At 44.3% G+C, this 23,411-nt stretch carries 20 protein-coding genes; 15 read left to right on the top strand and 5 right to left on the bottom strand.

The annotated features are described in order from the left end of the window. Positions 1-39 precede the first annotated feature (39 nt). From Q4A89_RS02220 to Q4A89_RS02170, 11 genes are all read left to right on the top strand, one after another. Complete coding sequence (locus Q4A89_RS02220; RefSeq protein ID WP_303183419.1) at positions 40-1,035, top strand: MoxR family ATPase; 996 nt, start codon at positions 40-42, stop codon at positions 1,033-1,035. A gap of 29 nt (positions 1,036-1,064) precedes the next feature. Next, positions 1,065-1,934 (top strand): DUF58 domain-containing protein, encoded by an 870-nt coding sequence (locus Q4A89_RS02215; protein ID WP_303183417.1) that lies wholly within the window; start codon positions 1,065-1,067, stop codon positions 1,932-1,934. A 6-nt stretch (positions 1,935-1,940) separates the two neighbouring features. Continuing rightward, the gene (locus Q4A89_RS02210; RefSeq protein ID WP_303183415.1) at positions 1,941-2,975 is read left to right on the top strand and encodes a hypothetical protein; all 1,035 of its coding nucleotides are present in this window, start codon (positions 1,941-1,943) and stop codon (positions 2,973-2,975) included. After that, on the top strand, positions 2,972-3,961 hold the full coding sequence (locus Q4A89_RS02205) for a VWA domain-containing protein (protein WP_303183413.1): 990 nt from the start codon (positions 2,972-2,974) through the stop codon (positions 3,959-3,961). The genes Q4A89_RS02210 and Q4A89_RS02205 overlap by 4 nt, the downstream gene beginning before the upstream one ends. Positions 3,962-3,976: 15 nt before the next feature. Then, the gene (locus tag Q4A89_RS02200; protein WP_303183412.1) at positions 3,977-4,996 is read left to right on the top strand and encodes a VWA domain-containing protein; all 1,020 of its coding nucleotides are present in this window, start codon (positions 3,977-3,979) and stop codon (positions 4,994-4,996) included. Positions 4,997-5,036: 40 nt separating this feature from the next. Continuing rightward, positions 5,037-5,744 (top strand): tetratricopeptide repeat protein, encoded by a 708-nt coding sequence (locus Q4A89_RS02195; RefSeq protein WP_303183480.1) that lies wholly within the window; start codon positions 5,037-5,039, stop codon positions 5,742-5,744. A gap of 11 nt (positions 5,745-5,755) precedes the next feature. Continuing rightward, positions 5,756-7,585, top strand: a complete 1,830-nt coding sequence (locus Q4A89_RS02190) for a BatD family protein (protein WP_303183410.1) — start codon at positions 5,756-5,758, stop codon at positions 7,583-7,585. Between the two features lie 47 nt (positions 7,586-7,632). Further along, positions 7,633-8,349, top strand: a complete 717-nt coding sequence (locus Q4A89_RS02185) for a tetratricopeptide repeat protein (protein ID WP_303183478.1) — start codon at positions 7,633-7,635, stop codon at positions 8,347-8,349. A gap of 6 nt (positions 8,350-8,355) precedes the next feature. After that, entirely contained in the window at positions 8,356-9,063 is a 708-nt protein-coding gene (locus tag Q4A89_RS02180; RefSeq protein ID WP_303183409.1) for a phosphatase PAP2 family protein, read from the top strand. A gap of 121 nt (positions 9,064-9,184) precedes the next feature. After that, positions 9,185-9,448 (top strand): DNA-binding protein, encoded by a 264-nt coding sequence (locus Q4A89_RS02175; protein ID WP_303183408.1) that lies wholly within the window; start codon positions 9,185-9,187, stop codon positions 9,446-9,448. A gap of 2 nt (positions 9,449-9,450) precedes the next feature. Further along, entirely contained in the window at positions 9,451-10,569 is a 1,119-nt protein-coding gene (locus Q4A89_RS02170; protein WP_303183407.1) for a universal stress protein, read from the top strand. Between the two features lie 135 nt (positions 10,570-10,704). Here Q4A89_RS02170 and Q4A89_RS02165 read toward each other — a convergent pair whose 3' ends face one another. Continuing rightward, the gene (locus Q4A89_RS02165; RefSeq protein WP_303183406.1) at positions 10,705-11,922 is read right to left on the bottom strand and encodes a lipopolysaccharide assembly protein LapB; all 1,218 of its coding nucleotides are present in this window, start codon (positions 11,920-11,922) and stop codon (positions 10,705-10,707) included. Between the two features lie 27 nt (positions 11,923-11,949). Further along, a complete protein-coding gene (gyrA, locus tag Q4A89_RS02160) occupies positions 11,950-14,514 on the bottom strand; it encodes a DNA gyrase subunit A (RefSeq protein WP_303183404.1) in 2,565 nt (854 codons plus the stop codon). A gap of 441 nt (positions 14,515-14,955) precedes the next feature. Here gyrA and Q4A89_RS02155 point away from each other — a divergent pair, with 441 nt between their 5' ends. Genes Q4A89_RS02155 through gcvP form a run of 4 tightly spaced genes read left to right on the top strand, consistent with a single transcriptional unit; the run spans position 14,956 to position 19,798 of the window. Beyond that, positions 14,956-15,666: a DUF3298 and DUF4163 domain-containing protein gene (locus Q4A89_RS02155; RefSeq protein ID WP_303183402.1), complete on the top strand. Its 711-nt coding sequence runs from the start codon at positions 14,956-14,958 to the stop codon at positions 15,664-15,666. Positions 15,667-15,669: 3 nt separating this feature from the next. Beyond that, positions 15,670-16,290, top strand: a complete 621-nt coding sequence (gene rsmG / locus Q4A89_RS02150; protein WP_303183401.1) for a 16S rRNA (guanine(527)-N(7))-methyltransferase RsmG — start codon at positions 15,670-15,672, stop codon at positions 16,288-16,290. Next, positions 16,287-16,925, top strand: coding sequence for an MBL fold metallo-hydrolase (locus Q4A89_RS02145; RefSeq protein WP_303183400.1), 639 nt, complete (start codon positions 16,287-16,289; stop codon positions 16,923-16,925). The genes rsmG and Q4A89_RS02145 overlap by 4 nt, the downstream gene beginning before the upstream one ends. A 20-nt stretch (positions 16,926-16,945) precedes the next feature. Further along, positions 16,946-19,798, top strand: a complete 2,853-nt coding sequence (gene gcvP / locus Q4A89_RS02140; RefSeq protein ID WP_303183399.1) for an aminomethyl-transferring glycine dehydrogenase — start codon at positions 16,946-16,948, stop codon at positions 19,796-19,798. Between the two features lie 27 nt (positions 19,799-19,825). Here gcvP and Q4A89_RS02135 read toward each other — a convergent pair whose 3' ends face one another. The 3 genes from Q4A89_RS02135 to Q4A89_RS02125 all read right to left on the bottom strand — a co-directional run bounded on the left by Q4A89_RS02135 (position 19,826) and on the right by Q4A89_RS02125 (position 23,318). After that, a complete protein-coding gene (locus Q4A89_RS02135) occupies positions 19,826-20,230 on the bottom strand; it encodes a hypothetical protein (protein WP_303183397.1) in 405 nt (134 codons plus the stop codon). Positions 20,231-20,481: 251 nt separating this feature from the next. Next, complete coding sequence (locus Q4A89_RS02130; protein WP_303183396.1) at positions 20,482-22,863, bottom strand: S8 family peptidase; 2,382 nt, start codon at positions 22,861-22,863, stop codon at positions 20,482-20,484. A 14-nt stretch (positions 22,864-22,877) separates the two neighbouring features. After that, positions 22,878-23,318 carry a hypothetical protein gene (locus tag Q4A89_RS02125; RefSeq protein ID WP_303183394.1) on the bottom strand — a complete coding sequence of 147 codons (441 nt, stop codon included), beginning with the start codon at positions 23,316-23,318 and terminating at the stop codon, positions 22,878-22,880. Between the last annotated feature and the right edge of the window lie 93 nt (positions 23,319-23,411).

Below are 23,411 nucleotides of genomic sequence, written 5' to 3'. Positions count from 1 at the left end.
GAACGTATAAAGATCAAAACTATATAACATACTTAATCTATGGATCAAACAGTAGATATTCGAGAATTGAACGAACGGATTGAAAATAACAGTTCGTTCGTAAACATGATTACCATGGGCATGAATCAGGTCATCGTCGGTCAGAAGCATCTGATCGAATCGTTGTTGATCGGACTTCTTTCCGATGGTCACATCTTGCTGGAAGGGGTTCCGGGTCTTGCTAAAACACTGGCAATTAAAACACTTTCCTCGCTAATCGACGCCAAATACAGTCGTATCCAGTTTACACCGGACTTGTTGCCGGCCGACGTGATCGGGACCATGATATACAGCCAGAAAAGCGAAGAATTTCTTGTTAAGCAAGGACCCGTATTCGCGAATTTTGTATTGGCTGACGAAATCAACCGTGCTCCGGCCAAGGTGCAGAGTGCGTTGCTCGAAGCCATGCAGGAGCGACAGGTGACAATCGGCGAATCGACCTATAAACTTCCGGAGCCGTTTCTCGTAATGGCTACACAAAACCCGATCGAACAGGAAGGTACGTATCCGCTTCCCGAAGCACAAGTAGACCGTTTCATGTTGAAAGTCGTCATCAACTATCCGAAGAAAGAGGAAGAAAAACTGGTGATCCGTCAGAATATTTCGGGTAAGAAGCCGGATATTAAGCCGGTACTTGATACCCGACAGATTATTGAAGCGCGTAGCATTGTTCGCGAGGTGTATCTGGACGAAAAGATTGAACGTTATATCGTTGATATTGTTTTCGCGACCCGTTTCCCCGCCGAATATAATCTGGCCAATCTCAAATCGATGATTGCATTTGCCGCTTCACCCCGTGCTTCGATCAATCTGGCGTTGGCAGCGCGTGCATATGCCTTTATTAAACGTCGCGGCTATGTAATTCCCGAAGACGTACGCGCCGTATGCCATGATGTGATGCGCCACCGCATCGGTCTCAGTTATGAGGCGGAGGCCAACAATCTCACATCGGAAGAGATTATCAGTGAAATTCTGAATAAAGTCGAAGTGCCCTGATGGTGTTTTACCGGGCTTGATGGATATAAATGGAGACAAGCGAACTTTTAAAGAAAGTCAGGCAGATAGAAATTAAGACACGCGGACTGTCGCGCAATATTTTCGCGGGCCAGTATCATTCGGCATTCAAAGGCCGGGGGATGGCTTTCAGCGAAGTACGCGAATATCAGTTCGGGGATGATATCCGTGACATCGACTGGAATGTGACGGCACGTTATATTCGTCCGTACGTGAAGGTTTTCGAGGAAGAACGCGAATTGACCGTGATGCTGTTGATCGATGTGTCGGGCAGTAAAGACTTCGGAACCGTGAGTCGCATGAAGAAAGAAGTTATCACGGAAATTGCTGCTACACTGGCTTTTTCGGCGATTCAGAACAACGATAAAATCGGAGTTATTTTCTTTTCGGATCAGATCGAAAAATTTATACCGCCTCAAAAAGGGAAGCGGCACATTCTTTATATTATTCGCGAATTGATCGATTTTCAGCCGGAACATAAACAAACAGATCTCGGTCAAGCACTCAAATATCTCACAAATGCGATTAAGAAGCGGTGTACGGCTTTCCTGATCTCCGATTTCATCGATAAGGGAAATTATCAGGAAGCCTTGACAATTGCCAACCGAAAACATGATGTCGTAGCCATTCAGGTGTACGATCATCGTGAGACGGAACTTCCGAATGTCGGACTTATGAAGATCAAGGATGCGGAAACCGGTAAAGAACGATGGATAGACAGCTCGTCAAATAAGGTGAGAGAACTGTATAAGACATGGTGGGAAGAGCGACAAAGCGATATGAACAAAGCATTTAACAAGAGCCGGGTCGATGCCGTATCGATTCGAACCGAAGATGATTATGTCAAAGCCTTAATCGCTCTCTTTGACAAACGAAACTAATCCAGCATGAAACTGAGAAACAATAAATTCCGGTTATTATTGTTTGCTTTAACCATAGCATCGAGCATCGGGATACAGGCACAACAGACGTTGATTAGTGTCAAACTTGACACGGCCGATATCCTGATAGGAGAGCAAACAACATTGAACCTGACAATTACAACCGATAAAGACAGACAAGTTATTTGTCCGATTCCAACGGATATTCTGATGCCCGGAGTGGAAGTTTTATCTACTTCGCAGGCAGATTCGACGATCGTGGATAATCGATTAATCATTAAGCAAAATATCCTGATTACGTCGTTCGATTCGGCATTGTATCTGTTACCTCCGTTTATCGTGATTGATCGGGGCGACACGATTTCATCGAATCAGGTTGCGTTAAAAGTGTCTACCGTACCTGTCGATACGGATAATCCGGAAGAGTTTTATGACATCAAAGACGTATGGAAGCCGCCGTTTGTCTTAGCCGATTATTATCCCTGGATATTCGGTGTTCTGTTCGGACTCTTTGTGATTTGTGTCATTGGCTATCTTATTCAGCGATATCGAAACAGAAAGACGTTGATTCCGTTTAAAAAAGAAGAACCCAAGCTCCCGCCATACGAACAGGCTATTCAGGAATTGAATGAGATTAAAGGACAGAAATTATGGCAGCAAGGATTGAATAAAGAATATCATACGCTCGTGACGGATACGCTGCGTCGGTATATTTCGAGACGTTATCAGGTCAATGCTATGGAAAAAACGTCGGAAGAAATTCTTCATATTATTGAGCAGGAAAATGAGGCTCATTCTGTTTATGAGACGTTGAAACAGATTCTTCATTTGGCTGATTTTGTAAAGTTTGCCAAGTTGCATCCCTTACCTGACGAAAACGAGTTAAGTATGATGAATTCATATCTATTTGTCAATCAGACGAAACAAACCGAAGTGCCGAACCCGGAAGAAAAAAAGACAACGGGAAATCGGCTGTCGGACAAGGAGATGGCGTCATCCCAGAAAACGATAGAAGTAACCCCTAACGAAGAAGAGCAATGATATTCGCAAATCCATCATACTTATATTTATTGCTACTGCTGATTCCTCTAATTGGCTGGTATTTTTGGAAGATGCGTAAGAATCAGGCTAGTGTGGAGATATCGTCTTCGCAGGCTTTTGATGTGCCCAAGGCGGTGACAGCGAAAGTATATTTGCGACATGTACCGTTTGTGTTACGCATGATGGCCATTGCTCTTGTTATCATTATTTTGGCTCGTCCGCAGTCGACCAACAGTTGGCAGAACTCGTCGACCGAAGGGATTGATATCATGATGGCCATTGATATTTCGAGCAGTATGTTGGCGCAAGATCTGCGACCGAATCGTTTGGAATCGGCTAAAAATGTGGCCGCTGCTTTTATCAATGGACGACCGAATGACAACATTGGTCTCGTCGTTTTTTCGGCTGAGAGTTTTACGCAGTGTCCACTCACCACCGATCATGCTATTTTATTGAATCTCTTCAAGGATATTCAGAGTGGGATGATCGAGGACGGAACGGCTATAGGGCTCGGATTGGCGAATGCCGTCAGTCGCATCAAAGACAGTCAGGCCAAATCGAAAGTCATTATTTTGCTGACCGACGGATCGAATAATCGTGGTGAAATTGCTCCGGTAACGGCTGCCGAGATTGCTAAAACATTCGGTATCCGCGTGTATACCATTGGTGTAGGAACAAAAGGATCAGCTCCGTATCCGTTCCGTCTGCCGGGGGGAACGATTCAGACCCAGATGGTTCCCGTTGATATTGATGAACCAACTTTAACGCAGATAGCAACGACGACTGGAGGGCAATATTTCAGAGCTACCGACAATGCCAGTCTGAAGGAAATTTATGCCGAGATCGACAAAATGGAGAAGACCAAAATCAGCGTACAGGAATACAGTAAAAAACAGGAAGAGTATAAAGAAATTGCTCTGATTCTGTTTGCTTTGCTGCTGCTGGAACTTTTCCTGAAGCATACATTATTAAAGAAGATACCATAAGGAAAAAAGTTGATTATGTTTCGTTTTGCTCATTCTATTTACCTATATTTACTGGCAATACTTCCCGTATTGACGATATTTTACCTCTATGTGGTGATTGCCAGAAAGAGGGCTATCAAGCGATTTGGTGATCCCATGCTCGTTTCACAACTGACGCCGGAAGTATCACGTAAACGCGAGCGGTTGAAATTTTGGTTATTATTTACCTCCATAGCCGTAACGATTTTTTTGATTGCCGGTCCCCAGTTCGGCTCCAAGCTGGAAACCGTCAAAAGGCAAGGTGTGGAAATCATGATATGTCTGGATGTTTCCAATTCGATGATGGCCGAAGATATTCAACCGAATCGTTTGGAAAAAGCCAAACAAATGCTTTCGAGAATGACCGACAGTTTTACCGACGACAAGGTCGGCCTGATTGTTTTTGCCGGCGATGCTTTTACGCAATTACCGATTACCTCAGATTATATTTCGGCCAAGATGTTTATGTCGTCCATTACTCCTTCGATGATTTCTACGCAAGGAACAGCGATCGGAACGGCGATTAATCTGGCCATGCGTTCGTTTACACCGAATGAAAACTCCGGAAAAACGATCATGATAATCACAGACGGTGAAAATCATGAAGATGATCCGGTAAAAGCGGCTGCGGCTGCGGCCGAAAAAGGAGTGAACGTGAATATTGTAGGTATCGGGCTACCAAAAGGAGCCCCGATTCCTCTTAACAACGGGAACGACTACATGCGAGACGGCAATGGAAACATTGTGATCACGCAGTTGAACGAGCAGATGTGTCAGGAAATTGCTGCGGCCGGTAAAGGAATCTATGTTCGTGCAGACAATACCAACTCGGCCCTACGCGCGTTACAAGCCGAAATTAATAAGATGGATAAAGCAGAGTTGGAGAGTAAAGTATATTCGGAATACGACGAACAATTCCAAGTGTTAGCATGGATTGTTTTGATGTTGTTGATTCTCGAGTATTTGATTCTGGAACGAAAAAATCGGATATTCCGGAAAATAAAATTATTTTCTTAATAAAGTAGAGATGAAAGCAATATATCTGATATTCATAAGTATGACAACCGCATTCTGCTGTACGAACGACATGTTCGCACAGAAGGCGGAGCGGTCGCATATCCGAAAAGGGAACAAATTGTACAAAGAAGAGAAATACACCGAATCGGAGATTGCTTACCGACAGAGTATCGAAGTCAATCCGCGCTCTGTGGAAGGGTCATACAATCTGGGGAATGCCTTGTACAAGCAGGAAAAATATCCGGAAGCAGCCGAACAATACCAACAGATCGTCGGTCAGAGAGAGCGTCTCCTGGCTGAAAATCCGGCGAATGCCCAACGATTGGCGGAAGTTTTTCACAATCTCGGGAATATTCAGATGAAAAACAAGGACTATGCTAAAAGTGTAGAAGCCTATAAACAGTCTCTGAGGATGAATCCGAAAGACGAAGAGACACGCTATAACTTAGCCTTGGCTCAGAAGTTACTGAATGATCAGCAGCAACAAAATCAAGACCAGCAGAATCAGGATCAGCAGCAACAACAAGAACAGAAGGAACAGGAGCAAAAGCAGGATCAGCAACAGCAGCAGAATGAGCAGCAAGAGAATAAAACACAGGAACAAAAGCAGGAGAATGAACAAATGAGCAGAGATAATGCGCAACAGATTCTCGATGCTTTCCTGCAGGACGAAAAAGACACACAGGAAAAAGTGAAAAAGGCTCAGGCCAAACATCAAGAACGTCGTAAAACAGATAAACAATGGTAAAAATAAAAGCTATGAGAAAATTCATTTTTATCGTTACCGGGCTGTTGTTTTTAGCAGGGACCTACCTGAAAGCAGACGGAGTGACCTTCAAAGCCTCTGCTCCCAATGCCGTGGTAATGGGGCAGCAATTCCAGCTGACGTATACCGTCAATGAAGAAGGAGCCAGCGGACTTCGGACACCGGATTTAGCCGATTTCGAAGTGTTGATGGGACCTACTTCGTCGGTAAGCAGAAGCATGCAATATATTAATGGGAAATCGAGCAGCTCCTATGCTCAAACATTCACGTATATCTTAATGCCTAAGAAAGAAGGCACATTTAATTTAGGGCCGGCCACGATAAAAATGAAAAATTCGAATTATAGCTCGAACTCATTAGTCATTAAAGTACTGCCTCCAGATAAAGCATCTGAAGCTGCGTCTTCAGGCTCGGGGGGCAGTCAAGCGACATCCGGTTCTTCCAATATCGGGAGTGATGAGTTATTCGTTCGGATGAATGTTTCGAAACGTAGCGTTTATGAGCAGGAGGGATTTTTAGTTACGTTCAAACTCTATTCTCTGTATGATGCGGCATTGAACGATGTGAAGTTTCCTGAATTTGAAGGGTTTCTTGCTCAGGATATCGAGTTGAATCCACAATGGACGCTCGAAAATTATAATGGACGTAATTACCGAGCGGTCGTAATCAAACAGACCGTGCTTTATCCGCAACGTGCGGGTAAAATTACGATAGAAGGAGGCAAATATGACGCCGTAGTCCGCATCCGTTCGAAACAACGCGTGCGCAGTATTTTTGACGACTTCTTCGATACGTACCAAGATGTGAAAAGAGTGCTTACGACTGCACCGGTAACGATCGACGTCAAGCCGCTTCCGAGCGGTAAACCGGCTTCTTTCCAGGGAGCGGTAGGTTCCTACACAATGAAAGCAAGCATCAATTCCGATCGCATTAAAACGAACGAAGCCGTTACGATCAACGTGACACTTTCAGGAAATGGAAATATTAAATTAGCTAAAAATCCGGAAATCACTTTCCCGAATGATTTTGAAGTGTATGATCCGAAAGTAGATAATAATATCAAGACAACTCCTTCGGGTACAAGCGGAACGAAATCAATTGAATACATGGCTATTCCGCGTTATGCCGGCAACTTTGAGATTCCGGCTGTTCAATTTTCGTATTTCGATTCCCAAGACGGTTCCTATAAAACGCTTTCGTCTCAACCGTTCAAACTGCACGTTGAGAAAGGAGCCGGAAGTGAGAATGCCTCCGGACCGGTCATTTCAAATTTCGGAACGCAAGAAAGTGTCAAATATTTGGGTCAAGATATCCGATATATCAAAGTGTCCAAACCTCATTTTGTATCAAATAGAGAGGTCTTTTTCGGATCGTTCATGTATATAATGGCGTATCTGCTTATTGCTGTTTTATTTATGGTCTTCTTTGCCATTTATCGCAAACAGGTGAAAGAAAATGCAAACATTGCGCTTGTACGTACGAAAAAAGCGAACAAAATAGCCGTTCGTCGCTTGAAAAAGGCTGAGAAATTATTGAAAGAGAAGAAAAAAGAAGAATTCTATGATGAAGTTCTTCGCGCGGTGTGGGGATATCTGAGCGACAAGCTGAACATTCCACAAGCGAGTCTGACAAAAGACAACGTTGAGGCTGAATTAATGGTGTTTGGGGTAGATGAAGAGATGAGTAATCAATTTATAAGTATCCTGAATACGTGTGAATTTGCACGTTATGCACCGAGTCAGGCACCTGAAGCAATGGATCAATTGTTCAAGCAGACGGTCAATGCCATCGGTAAAATGGAAAACATAATTAAAAAGTCATGATGATGAGAATAATATGTAAAATACTGTGTTTCGGATTAATCCACTTGATGTGCGGTATATCCTTGACGGCACAAGAAACGGCTATTAAAGAAGCCGAAGTTGCATATAAACAAGAGAACTATGCCAAGGCCATTGAATTATATGAAGATTTGTTGAAGAACAATGGCGAGTCGTATGAAATTTACTACAATCTGGGAAATGCATATTACAAAACGAATAAGATTGCACCCGCTATCTTAAATTACGAACGCGCCTTATTGCTGAATCCCGGTGATGGAGATGTCCGTTTTAATTTAGAGATGTCCAGACTCCGAACGACAGACAAAATAGAACCGATTGGTGAATTCTTTTTAGTCAAGTGGCTTCGCTCTATCCGGAATTTATTGAGTGTCGACGTATGGGCAAGTATGGGGATCGTATGTTTCATTCTGTTTATCGGCTGTCTGACCTTGTTCTTTTTTTCCAAATGGATGCGGTTGAAAAAAATCGGATTTTATGTCGGAATCTTTTTATTACTAACGGTTATCATAGCCAATATCTTCGCTTGGAGTCAGAAAAAAGCATTGACTACGCGTGATACCGCGATTATTTTTGCGCCTACGATTACGATTAAAAGTTCTCCGGATGCGAGTGGTACCGATTTGTTTGTTTTGCACGAAGGAACAAAAGTGCAGATTAAAAGCACGTTGGGAGAATGGTATGAGATTCGTTTAGAAGACGGAAAAGAGGGATGGATTCCTCAAAAAGAGCTTGAAAAAATCTAAACTCGCATGTTGGAGAGTATCTTAGAATATGAACGAAGTCTCTTTTTATGGCTCAATGGCGGACATACGCTTTATTGGGACCATTTCTTTTGGATGTACTCCGGAAAGATGGTGTGGATACCCTTGGCGCTTTTTGTTTTATGGATTATTTGCTACAAAAGGTCATGGAAAGAATCTCTTCTGATCTTACTGTTTATCACATTGACCATCACGCTGTGTGATCAATTTGCCTCGAGCGTGTGCAAACCGCTTTTTACACGTTTCCGTCCCACGCGCCATCCGGATTTTATGGATCACGTCCAAACGGTCATAAATCCGTTGACAGGAAATCCGTATCTTGGTGGACGTTACGGGTTTATTTCCAGCCATGCAGCCAACGCGTTCGGGTTTGCTACATTTACGATGCTGCTTTTTCGTTACCGCTGGTACACCTATGGGATTATGCTATGGGCCATCTTGATGTCGTATACACGCATTTATTTAGGCGTTCATTTTATTTCCGATATTATTCCGGGCATCTTATCCGGATGCTTCTTTGGGTGGTTTTGCTTTGAAATTTACCGGGTTATTCGTACTCGAACAATAAAAAGAGTAGGGGAGTCTTCCCTTCTTGTCTATGAGGTCTCTCATGTCCGTTATATTCTTTACGCAATGTTGGCTACCATTGCTTTTATGCTTGTATATAGTGGATTAGGGGTTCCTGCATGGAAGTGAGAAGATGGACTTTTTATAAAATATGGTTTTTCTCCTGAAAAATCCTCAAAAAAATCGTTTGTTCTATTTTTATGTCTTATATTAGTGGGCGAATTTTAAATATATTAAATAAAAACAAACCATGACGAAAACAATCACTTTTAACGAGCTTAGGGATATCAAAGACCGTTTGCCGGATGGTACGATTCATCGTATCGCGGAAGAATTAGGAGTATCAGTAGAAACTGTCCGGAATTACTTCGGAGGAGAAAATTACAGGGACGGTAAGAGTTGCGGATTACATATCGAATCCGGACCGAATGGAGGAATTGTGGTTCTAAGTGATACCACTATTCTAGATCGTGCGTTAGATATTTTAGGAACAAACCCTTTATCGGAAGCGTAAACATGGAAAAACAGTTAGTCACATTAGCTATTCACACGTATGAAAAGGCTCAGATTCTGAAAACTCTCCTTGAGTCGGAAGGAATAGAGGCTTATATTCATAATGTGAATCAGATTCAGCCTGTCATCTCAGCCGGCGTTCGTATACGCATCAAAGAAAGCGACTTACCTCGAGCTTTACGGTTGATTGAGGATACCCAATGGTTGAACGAAGATGAAATGGAAGATGCACCTGAGAAAATCCTGAAAAAGGTTTTAATCCCAGTCGATTTCTCGGATTATTCGATCAGAGCGTGTGAAATAGGGATAAATTATGCACATCAAATTGGGGCAGAAGTCATGTTGTTACATGCCTATTTCAGCACGTATATCCCTTCTGCATTGCCGTTTGCGACTCGTGAACCTGTGGCGACCGGAGGCTCTAATAATGAAAACATTCACATGGTTTATAAACAGGTACAAAAGGATATTGAAAATATTTGTACGCTGATAAACAGGAAGATGGAAAGTGGAGAATGGCCTCGCGTCAGATATAACTATATCCTGAGAGAAGGTTTGCCGGAAGAAGAAATTATGGCTTATGCCAAAGAATATCATCCGACCTTGATTGTTATGGGTACACGCGGGAAAAATCAGAAAAATGCCGACTTAATCGGAAGTGTCACAGGTGAAGTTATTGAACAAACCAAAATGCCGCTTTTAGCTATTCCCGAACATGTTCCTTTCACGAATCTGAATGATGCCAAACGGATTGCTTTTGCGATCTCTTTTAACCAGCGTGATATTTTGACGTTCGATAAGTTTGTTGACTTTTTCAAGGATGATCCTGTACAGATTCAATTGTTCAATATTTCGACCAGTCGTAACGAATGGAATGATATTCGCTTGTCGGGATTGAACGAGTATCTGAAGAAACAATACCCGGATTTGAAGATAGAATATACTGTCTTGAATGATGGTGATTTATTGGAAGCTATTGAGACATTTGTCAAAGAAAAACAGATCGATATGATTGCATTTAGTACGTATCGTCGCAGTATGATCACGCGGATATTCAATCCGAGTCTTGCGCGTAAAATGCTTTTTCATAGTAATACACCGCTTTTGGTAATTCCAATTTAATGGTTTATTTCAATCATAATTACTATTATGTAAAATAGGAGGTGTTACTCGAATACAATTTGAAAATATCGTTTGTGCAAAAAAAGAGCTGAACCCAAATTGGTTCAGCTCCTTTTTATTGTTCAGATAAATCGATTACTTATTCATTGCGGCTTCTATCTCATCGAACTTTTCGTTCATATTCAGATTATAATAGATTCCTCTCAGCCCGATTAAGAACTCCTTTTCATCGGGCTTAAGCTCGCGCGCTTTTTCAAAAAACGGAAGGGCCTTTCTGAAGAAATCTTCAGCTTTTGCTTTTTCTTGTTTATATAGAGTAGCATCCGATATAGAGTTGGCATTATCTAGTGTACTCACTCCTTGATTATAGTAAATACGTCCCATACTGAAATTATTGGCTGCGCTATTGGGATCCAATTCAACGGCTTTTTTGTATGCTTCTTCAGCCTGAGCATAATCTTTCAAACCAGTTTCGTATACACTTCCTTTCGCATAATATAATTGAGCACTGTTCGCATTTTTCGAAATAGCCGTGTTCAACAACTGCAAGGCCTGATCATTCCTTCCGGTGTAGATGTACAAGTTTATCAAGCTGTTCAAGAAATAGCTTGAATCGGGAAATAAGGTCATTCCTTCTTCCAGTGTTTTTTCGATGTTTGCCGTGTCTTTTGCCTGTTCGTACTCATAGCAAAGCGACTGATATACATCGTAACGTCGATAGTCCGTATCTTTTGCTCGATTCAGGTTCTTAATGGCTAGCTGTACATCATCCAGCTGCATTGCGGCAATAGCCGAATAGAACTGTACGATCATATAGTTCGAGTCTCTTTGAGCGACCTTTTCATCTTTCATAAAAGGCAGGTTGGCAATCTCAATGTATTGATCGAAGAAATCGCACGATTTTTTGTAATCTTTCTGATCAAAGTAGTAGGCTCCGCCGTTCAGATAGTAAATATGATTGGCATTGAGCGTACCTTTGATATGTTTGGTGTATTTCGGTTTTACCTTTCCTTTTTCATTCGGGAGCTGATCCAATTCGTACGCTTTTTTGAAGTACGGCAGAATATTTGCCAAAGCTTCATACATTACAGGCTCATTAGGTTGTTGGCCTAAAATCTGCTTGGTGCTCTCGGAACTAAATTGAGCGTCTTCGATCTGTCCGGCCACGTACCATGTTTTTGCATCATCCTTCGTCTCCGGATTTTCCAATGCTCCTTTAATTAAGGTTCGCGCTTCCTTAAAGTCCGGCTTTGAATCTTTTGCGATACGCTCAGCTTCCGTTACCGCTTTTTTTTGCGCAAATACAGTTGTTGCCATCAGGCAGAAACCGATTGTCATTACTACTTGTTTCATGTCATTTAAAATTTTGATGTTAATACTTTATTCTTTTTCTTCTTCAATCATGTTGTTGTCTTCTATGACCTCCGTACCGTTTTCCGGTTTAATTTCGTTCGAAACTTCTTCTGTTTCTCCATCGCCAACCTTGTTTTCTTCCGATTCGGACAAGACTTTGCATACAGATGCGATTTCATCGTTGCGTTTTTCCAGATTAATCAGTCGTACTCCTTGTGTCGCACGACCAATAATATTCAAATCAGCGACTTTCATACGAATCGTAATACCGGATTTATTGATGATCATCAAGTCGTTTTCTTCCGTTACATTCTTAATGCCCACCAATTTGCCGGTCTTTTCTGTGACGTTGATCGTTTTAACCCCTTTTCCTCCCCGGTTGGTAATCCGGTAATCGTCAATCTTCGAACGTTTTCCGTAGCCTTGCTCCGAAACAACGAGAATGGTCTCTTTTTCCGTATCTCGGATACAAACCATACCGATTGCTTCGTCGTTTTCGTCATCTAGAGTCATTCCGCGTACGCCCGCTGCCGTACGTCCCATCACGCGCACTTTGCTTTCATGGAAACGGATGGCCCGACCATTCCGATTGGCAATCAACACTTCGTTGTTTCCATCCGTCAGTCGTACTTGAATCACTCCGTCTCCTTCGTGCAATGTAATCGCATTAACGCCATTTTGGCGTGGGCGTGAATAAGCAGCCAAGAGTGTCTTTTTGATTATTCCTTTTTTCGTACAGAAGAGTAAATAATGGGAATTGGTAAATTCCGTATCGGTTGTTAAGTTTTTGATCCGGATAAACGCGTTTACGCTATCGTCCGAATCAATGTTTAAGAAGTTCTGGATCGCTCTTCCTTTCGCGTTTTTGGCGCCCTCGGGGATTTCGAATACTTTTTTCCAGAAGCATCGTCCTTTAGCGGTGAAAAACAGGATGGTAGCATGCATCGACGCGGGGTAAATATATTCGACGAAGTCTTCTTCGCGTGTTTCGGATCCTTTCGCCCCTACTCCACCCCGTGCTTGTGCACGGAACTCGCTCAAAGGTGTACGTTTAATATATCCCATGTGTGAGACTGTAATAATCATCTCATCGTCAGCATAAAAGTCTTCCGGGTTTAATTCTTCGGAAGCATAGACAATGTCGGTCTTACGCTCATCTCCGTATTTGTCAATGATTTCCTGAAATTCGTCCCGAATGACTCCCATCAGCATATCCTCATTTTCCAGAATTTCTTTTAATCGTGCGATTAACTTTTCTATCTCTTCATATTCGGCACGCAGTTTTTCCTGTTCAAGTCCTGTCAATTGGCGCAAACGCATTTCAACGATAGCCCGGGCTTGTATTTCAGTCAATTCGAAACGTGCCATCAAATTGCTGATCGCTTCCTGAGGACTGCCTGATTGCTTGATGATGGCGATCACTTCGTCGATATTGTCCGAAGCAATAATCAATCCTTCCAAAATATGAGCGCGTTCTTCGGCTTTCTTCAGGTCGTATTTCGTACGACGTATCACGACATCCCGCCGATGATCGACAAAATTTCCGATCAATTCTTTCAGATTCATCAGCTTCGGCCGCCCATTCACCAATGCGATATTGTTGACACTGAATGACGACTGTAAAGCGGTCATCTTATATAGTTTATTAAGAACGACATTCGCATTGGCCTCGCGTTTCACATCGACGACGATACGCATACCGCTACGGTCTGATTCGTCATTCACATTCGAGATGCCATCGATACGTTTCTCGTTCACGAGGTCGGCAATCGTTTTGATAAGCTCGGCTTTATTTACAAGGTATGGGATCTCGCTAATGATGATTTTCTCATGCGTCTGTGCGCTTTCTATTTCGGCTTTTCCACGTAGTATAATACGTCCGCGTCCCGTTTCGAAGGCGTCTTTGACACCGGCATACCCGTAGATGGTCGCACCTGTCGGGAAATCAGGCGCTTTTACGTACGTCATCAGGCCGGGCACATCGATTTCTCCACGCGTGTCGATATAAGCTTGACATGCCTGGAGTACTTCCTTCATATTGTGCGGAGGCATGTTGGTGGCCATTCCCACGGCAATCCCTGACGCTCCGTTAATCAATAGGTTGGGTATACGTGTGGGAAGTACGACGGGTTCCTTTAAGGTATCATCGAAGTTCAGTTGGAAATCAACCGTATCTTTATCAATGTCGCGTAGCATTTCTTCGGCCAATTTGCTCATCCGCGCTTCCGTGTAACGCATAGCCGCCGGGTTGTCTCCGTCTACGGAACCGAAATTACCCTGTCCGTCTACTAAGGCATAACGCATCGACCAGTTTTGCGCCAAACGAACCAGTGCGAAATAGACCGAAGAGTCACCATGCGGGTGATACTTACCCAATACTTCTCCGACGATTCTCGCCGATTTTTTGTACGGTTTATCGGATGTATTCCCCAGTTCACTCATTCCAAATAAGATGCGTCGATGGACGGGTTTGAATCCATCTCTTACATCCGGAAGCGCACGCGAAACAATGACCGACATTGAATAATCAATGTAGGCTGATTTCATTTCATTATTAATGTCAATCTTAATAATTCTATCTTTTTCAGTCATTTAGTGTGTTATTAATAATTCTTCAACTGTATATTCGAAAAAAACATGCTAATTTACGGGTTTTTCACCAATGGGCAAATGTTTTGCTGTAAAAAAATGCAAGAATACGTTCAATATTCTTCAGTATAGTCAAAAAGGGGGGATCGTTTTATTGGAAAGGATAATAATAATTTGATATGCTGGATGATATGGTGATATGCAGGTGAAAAGCGTTTTTTTTAATAATCTTAATAAGATTCTTTCGTTATTGAATCAATTATCTTTTAAATTTGCATCGTAAATATGTTTAATCATGCAGTAGAGATGAAGATATATATCGCGAAAACCTTTTTTGTTTGGATAGTAACCGTCGGCTTTTTATCGGCATGCGCTTCGGATACCAAAAAGGTAAAAGAGAATGATATTCGTTTTGATACGATAGCTGTAAAAGAGAGCTATCATATGAAAAATATGGAGACGAATCCCGGCTGTTCATTGCAAATAAACTTTCTGTTTCCGGTCGAATATCCCAATCAGGATGTGCTAAAAGCCGTACAACAACAGTTTACCAAAGCTTTTTTTGGCGATGATTATATGCCATTTTTACCGAGAGAGGCTGTAAGTCAATATGTTGAGAATTATTTGAATGACTTTAAGAAACGGGAAACGGATTTCGAGTCGGATATTGAAGAGCACGGCTCGGAACCTCAGAATGAATGGTATTCAAGCTATGAGATTCTTAGCGACAGTATCTGTTATAATCAGAACGACTTGTTAAGCTTTGTGGTGTCGAAGAAGTATGATACGGGAGGGGCACACCATGCACATAGCTATGCGAATCGGGTGATTGACCTTAAGACCGGAGAACGAGTGACGGAACGAGACATTTTTATTGAAGATTATCAGGACGATCTTGCTAAAATTATTGTAGATGCCATTGCGCTATATAATAATGTAGACAAGGCTTCGGACCTTGAGAATATCGGCTTTTTCAATATCAATGAGATTTATCCGAACAGGAACTTTTATGTAGATGAAGTCGGCGTTACGTACACGTTTAATGAATACGAGATCGCGGCGTATGTAGTCGGTGCTACCTCCGTGCGGATTCCATACGAAAAGATACGCCATTTACTGCGTAAAGAGAGTCCGATCGCCCATATCGCCTTTTGAGACATGGAGGTTATCGAGCGTTATTATCCCCATCTGAGCGAGTTGCAACGCGAGCAATACGCAGCATTGTATAGCCTTTATACAGAATGGAATGCAAAGATCAATGTGATATCCCGGAAAGATATCGACAACTTATATATTCATCATGTGCTGCACTCGCTGAGCATTGAAAAGCTACTTCATTTCAGACCCGGAACGTCAGTCATGGATGTCGGTACGGGGGGCGGATTTCCGGGTATTCCGCTGGCCATTCTTTTTCCGGAAGTCTCGTTTCATTTAATCGACAGCATCGGAAAGAAAATTAAAGTCGTGCAGGCGGTGGCCGAGGCTATCGGACTGAAAAATATGACGACGTGTCACGAACGGGTGGAAAGTGAAAAAGAACATTTTGACTTTATCGTAAGCCGTGCCGTCATGCCTCTGCAAGATTTAGCCAAACTCGTTCGTAAAAACGTACGGAACACGCAGCAGAATTCGCTACCCAACGGTCTGATATGCCTGAAAGGCGGAGAACTTCAACACGAGATTGCTCCTTTTCGTAAGCAGGCCGTTTGCTTAGATCTGAATACCTATTACAAAGAGCCTTTTTTTGAGACAAAAAAATTAGTATATATTCCTTTATGATTAAGATAAAGTGCTTTGAATTCAACCTGTTTGCCGAAAATACCTATGTGCTTTACGACGAAACGAAAGAAGCTGTGATTATCGATTGCGGCTGCACGTCGGCCGGTGAAGAGAAGGTCTTGTCGGATTTTATTGCGGCTCATGAGCTGGTACCGAAGCTATTGCTTTGCACGCACCTGCATCTTGACCATATTTTAGGCAACGCTTTTATTCATAGAACATACGGTCTTTCGCCCAAAGCACATCGGCTGGAGGTCGAACAGATTCCTCCTCTCGACATTCAAATGAGACAGATGGGACTTCATGCTTCGGGCAATACCGTTCCGGTAACGGATTTTCTGAACGAGAACGAGCCGATCCGTTTCGGACATTCGGAACTCGCCGTATTATTGGTTCCGGGACATTCGCCCGGCAGTCTTGCCTTTTACAGTCCGGCCGACGGCTTCATCATCTCCGGCGATACCTTGTTTGCGGGAAGTATCGGACGAACAGACTTGTGGGGAGGAAGTTACAGCATGCTTATTTCGGCGATTCAAGACAAAATTTTATCTTTGCCCGACGAGACGCTTGTCTGTCCGGGGCACGGTCCGTCTACGACCGTGATCGAAGAGAAATTACATAATCCTTTTTTATAAAACAATGTATAAAGTATAACATGGAGACCAACAAATTTGCAAATCGCCACATAGGCGTCACAACCGATCGAGACAAAGCCGCGATGCTTGAGGCTGTCGGTGTGAAATCGACAGACGAATTGATTGACCAGATTATTCCGTCGAATATCCGTCTGAGAAAACCGCTTCATTTACCCGCACCGATGACGGAGCGGGAGTTTGCGGAACACATTGCCGAGCTTGCCTCTAAGAATAAAATCTTTACATCATACATCGGCATGGGCTGGTATGATACGATATGCCCTGCTCCCATTCTGCGGAATGTGTTTGAGAATCCGGGCTGGTACACTTCGTACACGCCCTATCAGGCCGAAGTGTCGCAAGGCCGGTTAGAAGCCTTGTTTAACTTCCAGACCATGATTTGCGAACTGACCGGCATGCCGCTGACCAACTGTTCGCTGCTCGACGAAGCAACGGCGGCTGCCGAAGCCGCGACGATGCTCTTCCATACGCGCAGCCGTGAGCAAGTGAAAAATGAAGCGAATCAGTTGTTTGTAGATGAAAACGTGTTGGAGTCGACCTTGGCCGTTATACAGACACGAATGTCTGCGCAGGGTATCGAGGTGGTGACGGGTAATTACCGTGAGGTCGCCTTATCCGGCAAGATGTTCGGAGCGATTCTTCAATATCCCGACGGTAACGGTACGGTCAACGATTATCAGGATTTCGTGGAGGCAGCGCATGCCGAAGGGATACGCGTTGCCGTAGCGGCCGATCTGATGAGCCTCGTCCTGCTGACACCTCCCGGCGAATGGGGAGCAGACGTCGTGTTCGGAACTTCGCAGCGTTTCGGGATTCCGATGTTTTACGGCGGGCCTTCGGCCGCGTATTTCGCGACGAAAGACGAGTACAAGCGAATGATTCCGGGACGTATCATCGGACTCTCGGTCGATGCCTACGGACATCCGGCTTACCGTCTGGCGCTTCAGACACGCGAGCAACATATCAAGCGCGAGAAAGCGACATCGAACATCTGTACCGCGCAGGCGCTTCTGGCCACGATGGCAGGTTTTTACGCGGTGTATCACGGAGCCGAAGGGTTAACGGATATCGCTTCACGGATTCACCGTTACGCCGGTTTTCTGGCCGACGAACTCGAAAAACTTGGCTATAAACAACTGAATACAAATTTCTTCGACACATTAAAGATCGAACTGCCCTCCCATGTGCCGATGAACACGTTGCGTGAAATCGCGTTGGAGTGTAACATCAACCTCCGGTATTTCGAAGAGGGGCATGTGGGTATCAGTATCGATGAAACAACGCGTCCCGAGCATCTCAACATCTTGTTGCAGATCTTTTCCGGGGTTGCGGGACTGCCTAATCCGCCGGCAACGGATATCCCCGCAAAGCTCTATTTCGATCTTACATTCCTGCGTACGTCGTCTTTCCTGCAACAGGATACGTTTAAAAAATACCGTACCGAAACGGAGTTGATGCGATATATCAAGCGTTTGGAACGCAGAGATATTTCGCTGGCTCATTCGATGATTCCGCTGGGATCGTGCACGATGAAGCTGAACGCGGCCTCCGAATTGCTGCCCTTGCTCAATCCCGCTTTCCAGAATATCCATCCTTACGCACCGGTCGATCAGGTGAATGGTTATATGGAACTGATTGAAAATCTGTCGTCATACCTGATCGAGATTACCGGTCTGAAGGGAGTGACCCTGCAACCGAATTCGGGGGCGGCCGGTGAATACGCGGGATTGCGGATCATTCGTACTTACCTCGAAAGCATCGGACAGGGACACCGCCATGTGGTGCTGCTGCCCGCTTCGGCACACGGAACCAATCCCGCCAGCGCCATTCAGTGCGGATTCACAACGGTGACCGTACTCTGCGACGAAAAAGGGAATATCGATTTGACCGACTTCCGTACGAAAGCCGAAGAGCAGAAAGACGTTCTTGCCGCAAGTATGATTACTTATCCCTCTACGCACGGTATCTTCGAGGCAGATATCAAGGAGATGTGCGACATCGTTCACGCGTGCGGCGGACAAGTGTATATGGATGGCGCCAACATGAACGCGCAGGTCGGACTGACCAGCCCGGGAGTAATCGGCGCCGATGTTTGCCATCTGAACCTGCATAAAACGTTTGCGTCGCCTCATGGCGGTGGCGGACCCGGTGTCGGGCCGGTCTGCGTGGCCGAGCATTTGCTTCCTTTCCTCCCCTCCCACCCCGTGACGTTCGGAAACAGCCGAAACACCGTTGCGTCAGCTCCTTACGGAAGCGCCGGCATCTTGCCGATCACGTATGCCTACATTCGTCTGATGGGTACTGAAGGACTGACCGAAGCGACGCGAATCGCGATGCTGAACGCCAACTACCTGGCGGCAAAACTGAAAGAGGCTTACGGGATTGTCTACACGGGAGCGAACGGGCGCGTCGGTCATGAGCTGATACTCGAATGTCGTGTGCTTAAAGAACGCTCCGGAATCGATGAGAACGATATTGCCAAACGGTTGATGGATTTCGGATACCATGCTCCCACCCTTTCTTTTCCGGTGCACGGAACCTTGATGGTAGAGCCGACCGAAAGCGAAAGCAAGGAGGAGTTGGATCGTTTTGTCGAAGTGATGGAATGTATTCGTCGAGAAATAGATGAAGTGGAAAGCGGTATCGCATCGAAAGAAGATAACGTGCTCAAAAACGCTCCGCACCCCGAATACGAAGTCACTGCCGACGAATGGAACCATCCTTATTCACGTTCGAAAGCGGCATTCCCGTTGGAATGGCTGCATGACAATAAGTTCTGGATTAATGTGGCGCGTGTCAACAATGCGTATGGCGACCGCAACTTAGTCCCGACCCTTTGCAGTTGTCAATAAAGAGTCGTAAGCCGCTTCATAGGATATTTAATACCGTCCGGAAACCGGGTATGATACGTTCGGAACCTGACGAAGGGTGGTTCGGAACGTACCGGAAGGACGTTCCGAACGTATCGGCAGGTAGTTGGGAACGTATGTGCGAGTGGTTCGGAGCCACTCATGGATACGTTCCGAAGCAGGTGCCGGGTAGTTCGGGAACGTACCCGGAGTAGTTCCGAGGTCAACGGTGAGTATTTCCGAACCACCCATCGATACGTTCGGAGATACCCGTCGGGTTATAAAGAACCACCCGACGGGTGCCTCTGAGCTACCCATCGGGTGGTTTGAAAATACCCGCAGACAGGTTCCGAAATACCCGTCAGGTATTTCCGAACTACCCACCGATAGGTTCGGAACTACCCATCGACCACCTCGCAAATACTTTTGGAGCATATTATCAGTTTGTTAGCGTTCGGCAGTCAGCATTCAGCGGTCAGTCCTTCGGACGTTTAGTTGTTTGTTGTTTAGCGTTCCACTCAACAAATAAACAACTCAACGCCCGAAGGGCTTCACTTTTTAATGGTTTGTCAGCTTTCAGTGGTCAGCTTTCAGCCAACAGTCAAAACAACTCACAACAAATAAACAATTCAACATCTCAACGCCCGAAGGGCATCACTTTTCACTATTCGTTTTTCACTTTTCTCTCACTTCTTAATCAATTTCTGCGTATACGTCTGTCCGTCTTTGACCACGCGCACGAAGTAGAGTCCTGCCGGCAGTCCGGCCATCGGGATTTGGAATGTCGGCTCATCGGTCCGGAACGACCGCAGCATCGTCATACCGCTCCATAGCTGGATTTCGTAGGTGCTTCTCTCGGTCGAGAGCACGCTTAATCCGCTGACTTCGTCCGTCTCCATCAGCTGCAAGGTCACTTCGTCCGTTGTAGGGTTGGGGGAGAGGGTGAGATAAAGATTATCGTAAACCCCAATTCCCATGGTGTAATAATCTCCTACTCCACATTCATTTGTCGCTCTGCACACAAGTTGATAAGAGCCGGGATTATAAAAAGCAATATCAATCGATTCCGTACCGTTACCATACAGATAGTTGCCATTCAGAGGATTTAATATCCATTGATAGCTTGAAGGAATAGGTGCGTTATTGCTTATAACGGCACGATATGAAGCATATTGTCCTGTTGGAACCCTCTGCTCTCCAATAATATAACTAATAGATGGTGCACCAAAATAGGTTTCTTTGGTTAATAATGCAATTCTTATATTGTTAAGCAATATCTCTGCATTAATAATTTCCATCCCGTTACGAAATTTAGTAAAAGTAGCAGTATGGGTTCCTTGTCCTGAAGTCAATGTAACATTATTATTGCTTAAACTCCACCGTACTATTGCTCCCTGCGGAAGGTTTTCTACCGTATAGGTTGCCTGATTGCAGACCGACGTGGGACCGGAAAGGCGAGGAGCTACGGCAGCATGAGCATCCACAAGGCCATAACCATACGTATTGTCAAATCCGGCAGAGCCTAAATCTCTTGCCGTATTTTGGAGTATTGTTCTCACTTGAGCCTCCGTCAAATCGGGTCTTACGGATAACATCAACGCCGCGATGCCCGCTACTTGAGGACAGGCGGCGGAAGTACCGCCAAAATTTGCCATATAGTTTGTATTATTATACCCGAGATTACCCATTCTATCTGTTGTTCTTATATTTCCGGAAAGATTAACATTCCCACTCGGCGCAACCAAATCCATTGAAGCTCCACGCTGGCTGTAATTCCAAATATTGCCTCTGTTATCAATTGCCCCTACAGTAATAACCCCTTCTACATTAGAGGGAAAAGCGACGTTCGTAACCCCTTGCAGCCCCCAAGCATTACCTGAGGCGAAAATAACAGGGCAGCCGCGTCCATTCCTTCCTTGAGTGCGCGCCCTGTTGATTGCGGCAACTATAGCATCCGAAATATTAGCTGTTGCACCATATCCCCAAGAATTACTTAATACATCGGCAGCGTGAGTATCCCAAGCTGCATCAATGGCATTGGCTATATCCTGAAATGTCTCTCTGTATCGGACAAAATCCATCCAGTAATACCCATTAAATATCTGGTCTATAAACCAGTCATTAAAAATGTTGATGGGTATTATGCGAACTTGCGGGGCAATACCTCTAATCCCCATACCATTATGATTTGCGGCAATAATCCCTGCGCAAGCCTGTCCATGACCTATAGGGCTGTCATTGTCGTTCGGATAAGGAGTTGAAGGAGGATTGGTGTTATTGGGAGCGCCGTTTCTGTTGGGGTTCTCTGCGGATGACCTCGCCGTAAATCCGGGCAGCAAACGTCCGGCCATATCTTCGTGTGCCTCCACACCGTCATCTATAACCGCTACTCTTACGGATGTATTCCCCGTGGTTATATTCCATGCTTCAGGAGCATTAATATCGATGTTGTTTGTCCCGCCAAACTGTCCGGTATTGTTTAGGTAATACTGCTGAGGATAAAGCGGATCGGTTTGCGTCTGGGTTTTGCGTAACGGAAAAGAGAAGTTCGGATGGCAATACTCTACTTTCCCACTTTCGTATATCCGGTTTGCATACTCAAACAACTTGCTCCAATCATTTACATCCAATACAAAAGTATTGTACTTGCTTTTATGAATAACCTTTACATTATTCTCGGTTAATGCAATAATCTGATTAATTTCAATGCCTTTTTTAGGTGCTAACAATATCTCTCCCGTGACGTATAACAATTCTTTATTAATGGAATAAGCAGGAAGAATATCGACAACACCTGACAACTTTCGTATTTCGTGCAAAGAAAGCGCTTCAGAGTTGACAACTTCCGTATAATTTTCCAAACGGTCAGTAGAGTGTATTTTGCTGTTTCCTTGCAAAGCGCTTCTTGTCTGATACGACGATACGGATGACGATAATTTTACAACAAACTTATTTTCGATCTCGGTTAAAAACTGTTTTTTTCCTCCTGACCAGTAATAGTTCTGCTGTCCGGACAAGTGTGCTCCGGCTGTAAATAGCAGAAGCAAAATGATGATATTCTTTTTCATGATGGATTTATTTTTTATGGTTTGTGTGCAATGATTTTTGTTATCATATAGGTATTGGCTGGAGGACGCCCCTGATACCATAAGCATATCACCGGTTCATCCGGTTGAAAAAGCTTTCGGTTTTTCTCTTCTTCCGTCAGCTCCCGATATTCGAAGTGCAGCCACGTTCCCTCTTCCATAAGCTCAACAGGCAAACCTATCCGATTAAAAAGAGGCACTGAAATTGCATTTCGGTAATTCCACGTTCTTCCGCTTCCGGCGGGAATGTTTTTCCCTTCAAGTCCTATACCTTTGGGGTTTTCCACTTCAATATAGAGTGCATACCCCTGACAAGGGCCTGTAGACCCCAAAATTTTTCCCTTGGCTTGATTCGGAGGATGTGTTTCCTTCTCGCACCCCGCTCCTGCTGTTAGCAAAAGCAAGGCGCCTATCCATAAAATAATTTGCTGTTTCATGTTTTTCTATTTTTTTAAATTGATACTTGTTTTCCGCATTCCGGATATTTCTTTTACGCTGCGCCTCCGGTGCGGTTTGCGAGGCGCATCGGC

Origin of the sequence: Tannerella sp. (assembly GCF_030528505.1) — a bacterium.
Taxonomy (GTDB): Bacteria; Bacteroidota; Bacteroidia; order Bacteroidales; family Tannerellaceae; genus Tannerella.
Note: the sequence above shows the minus strand (reverse complement) of the source record. Positions and strands in the feature narration are given on the sequence as shown.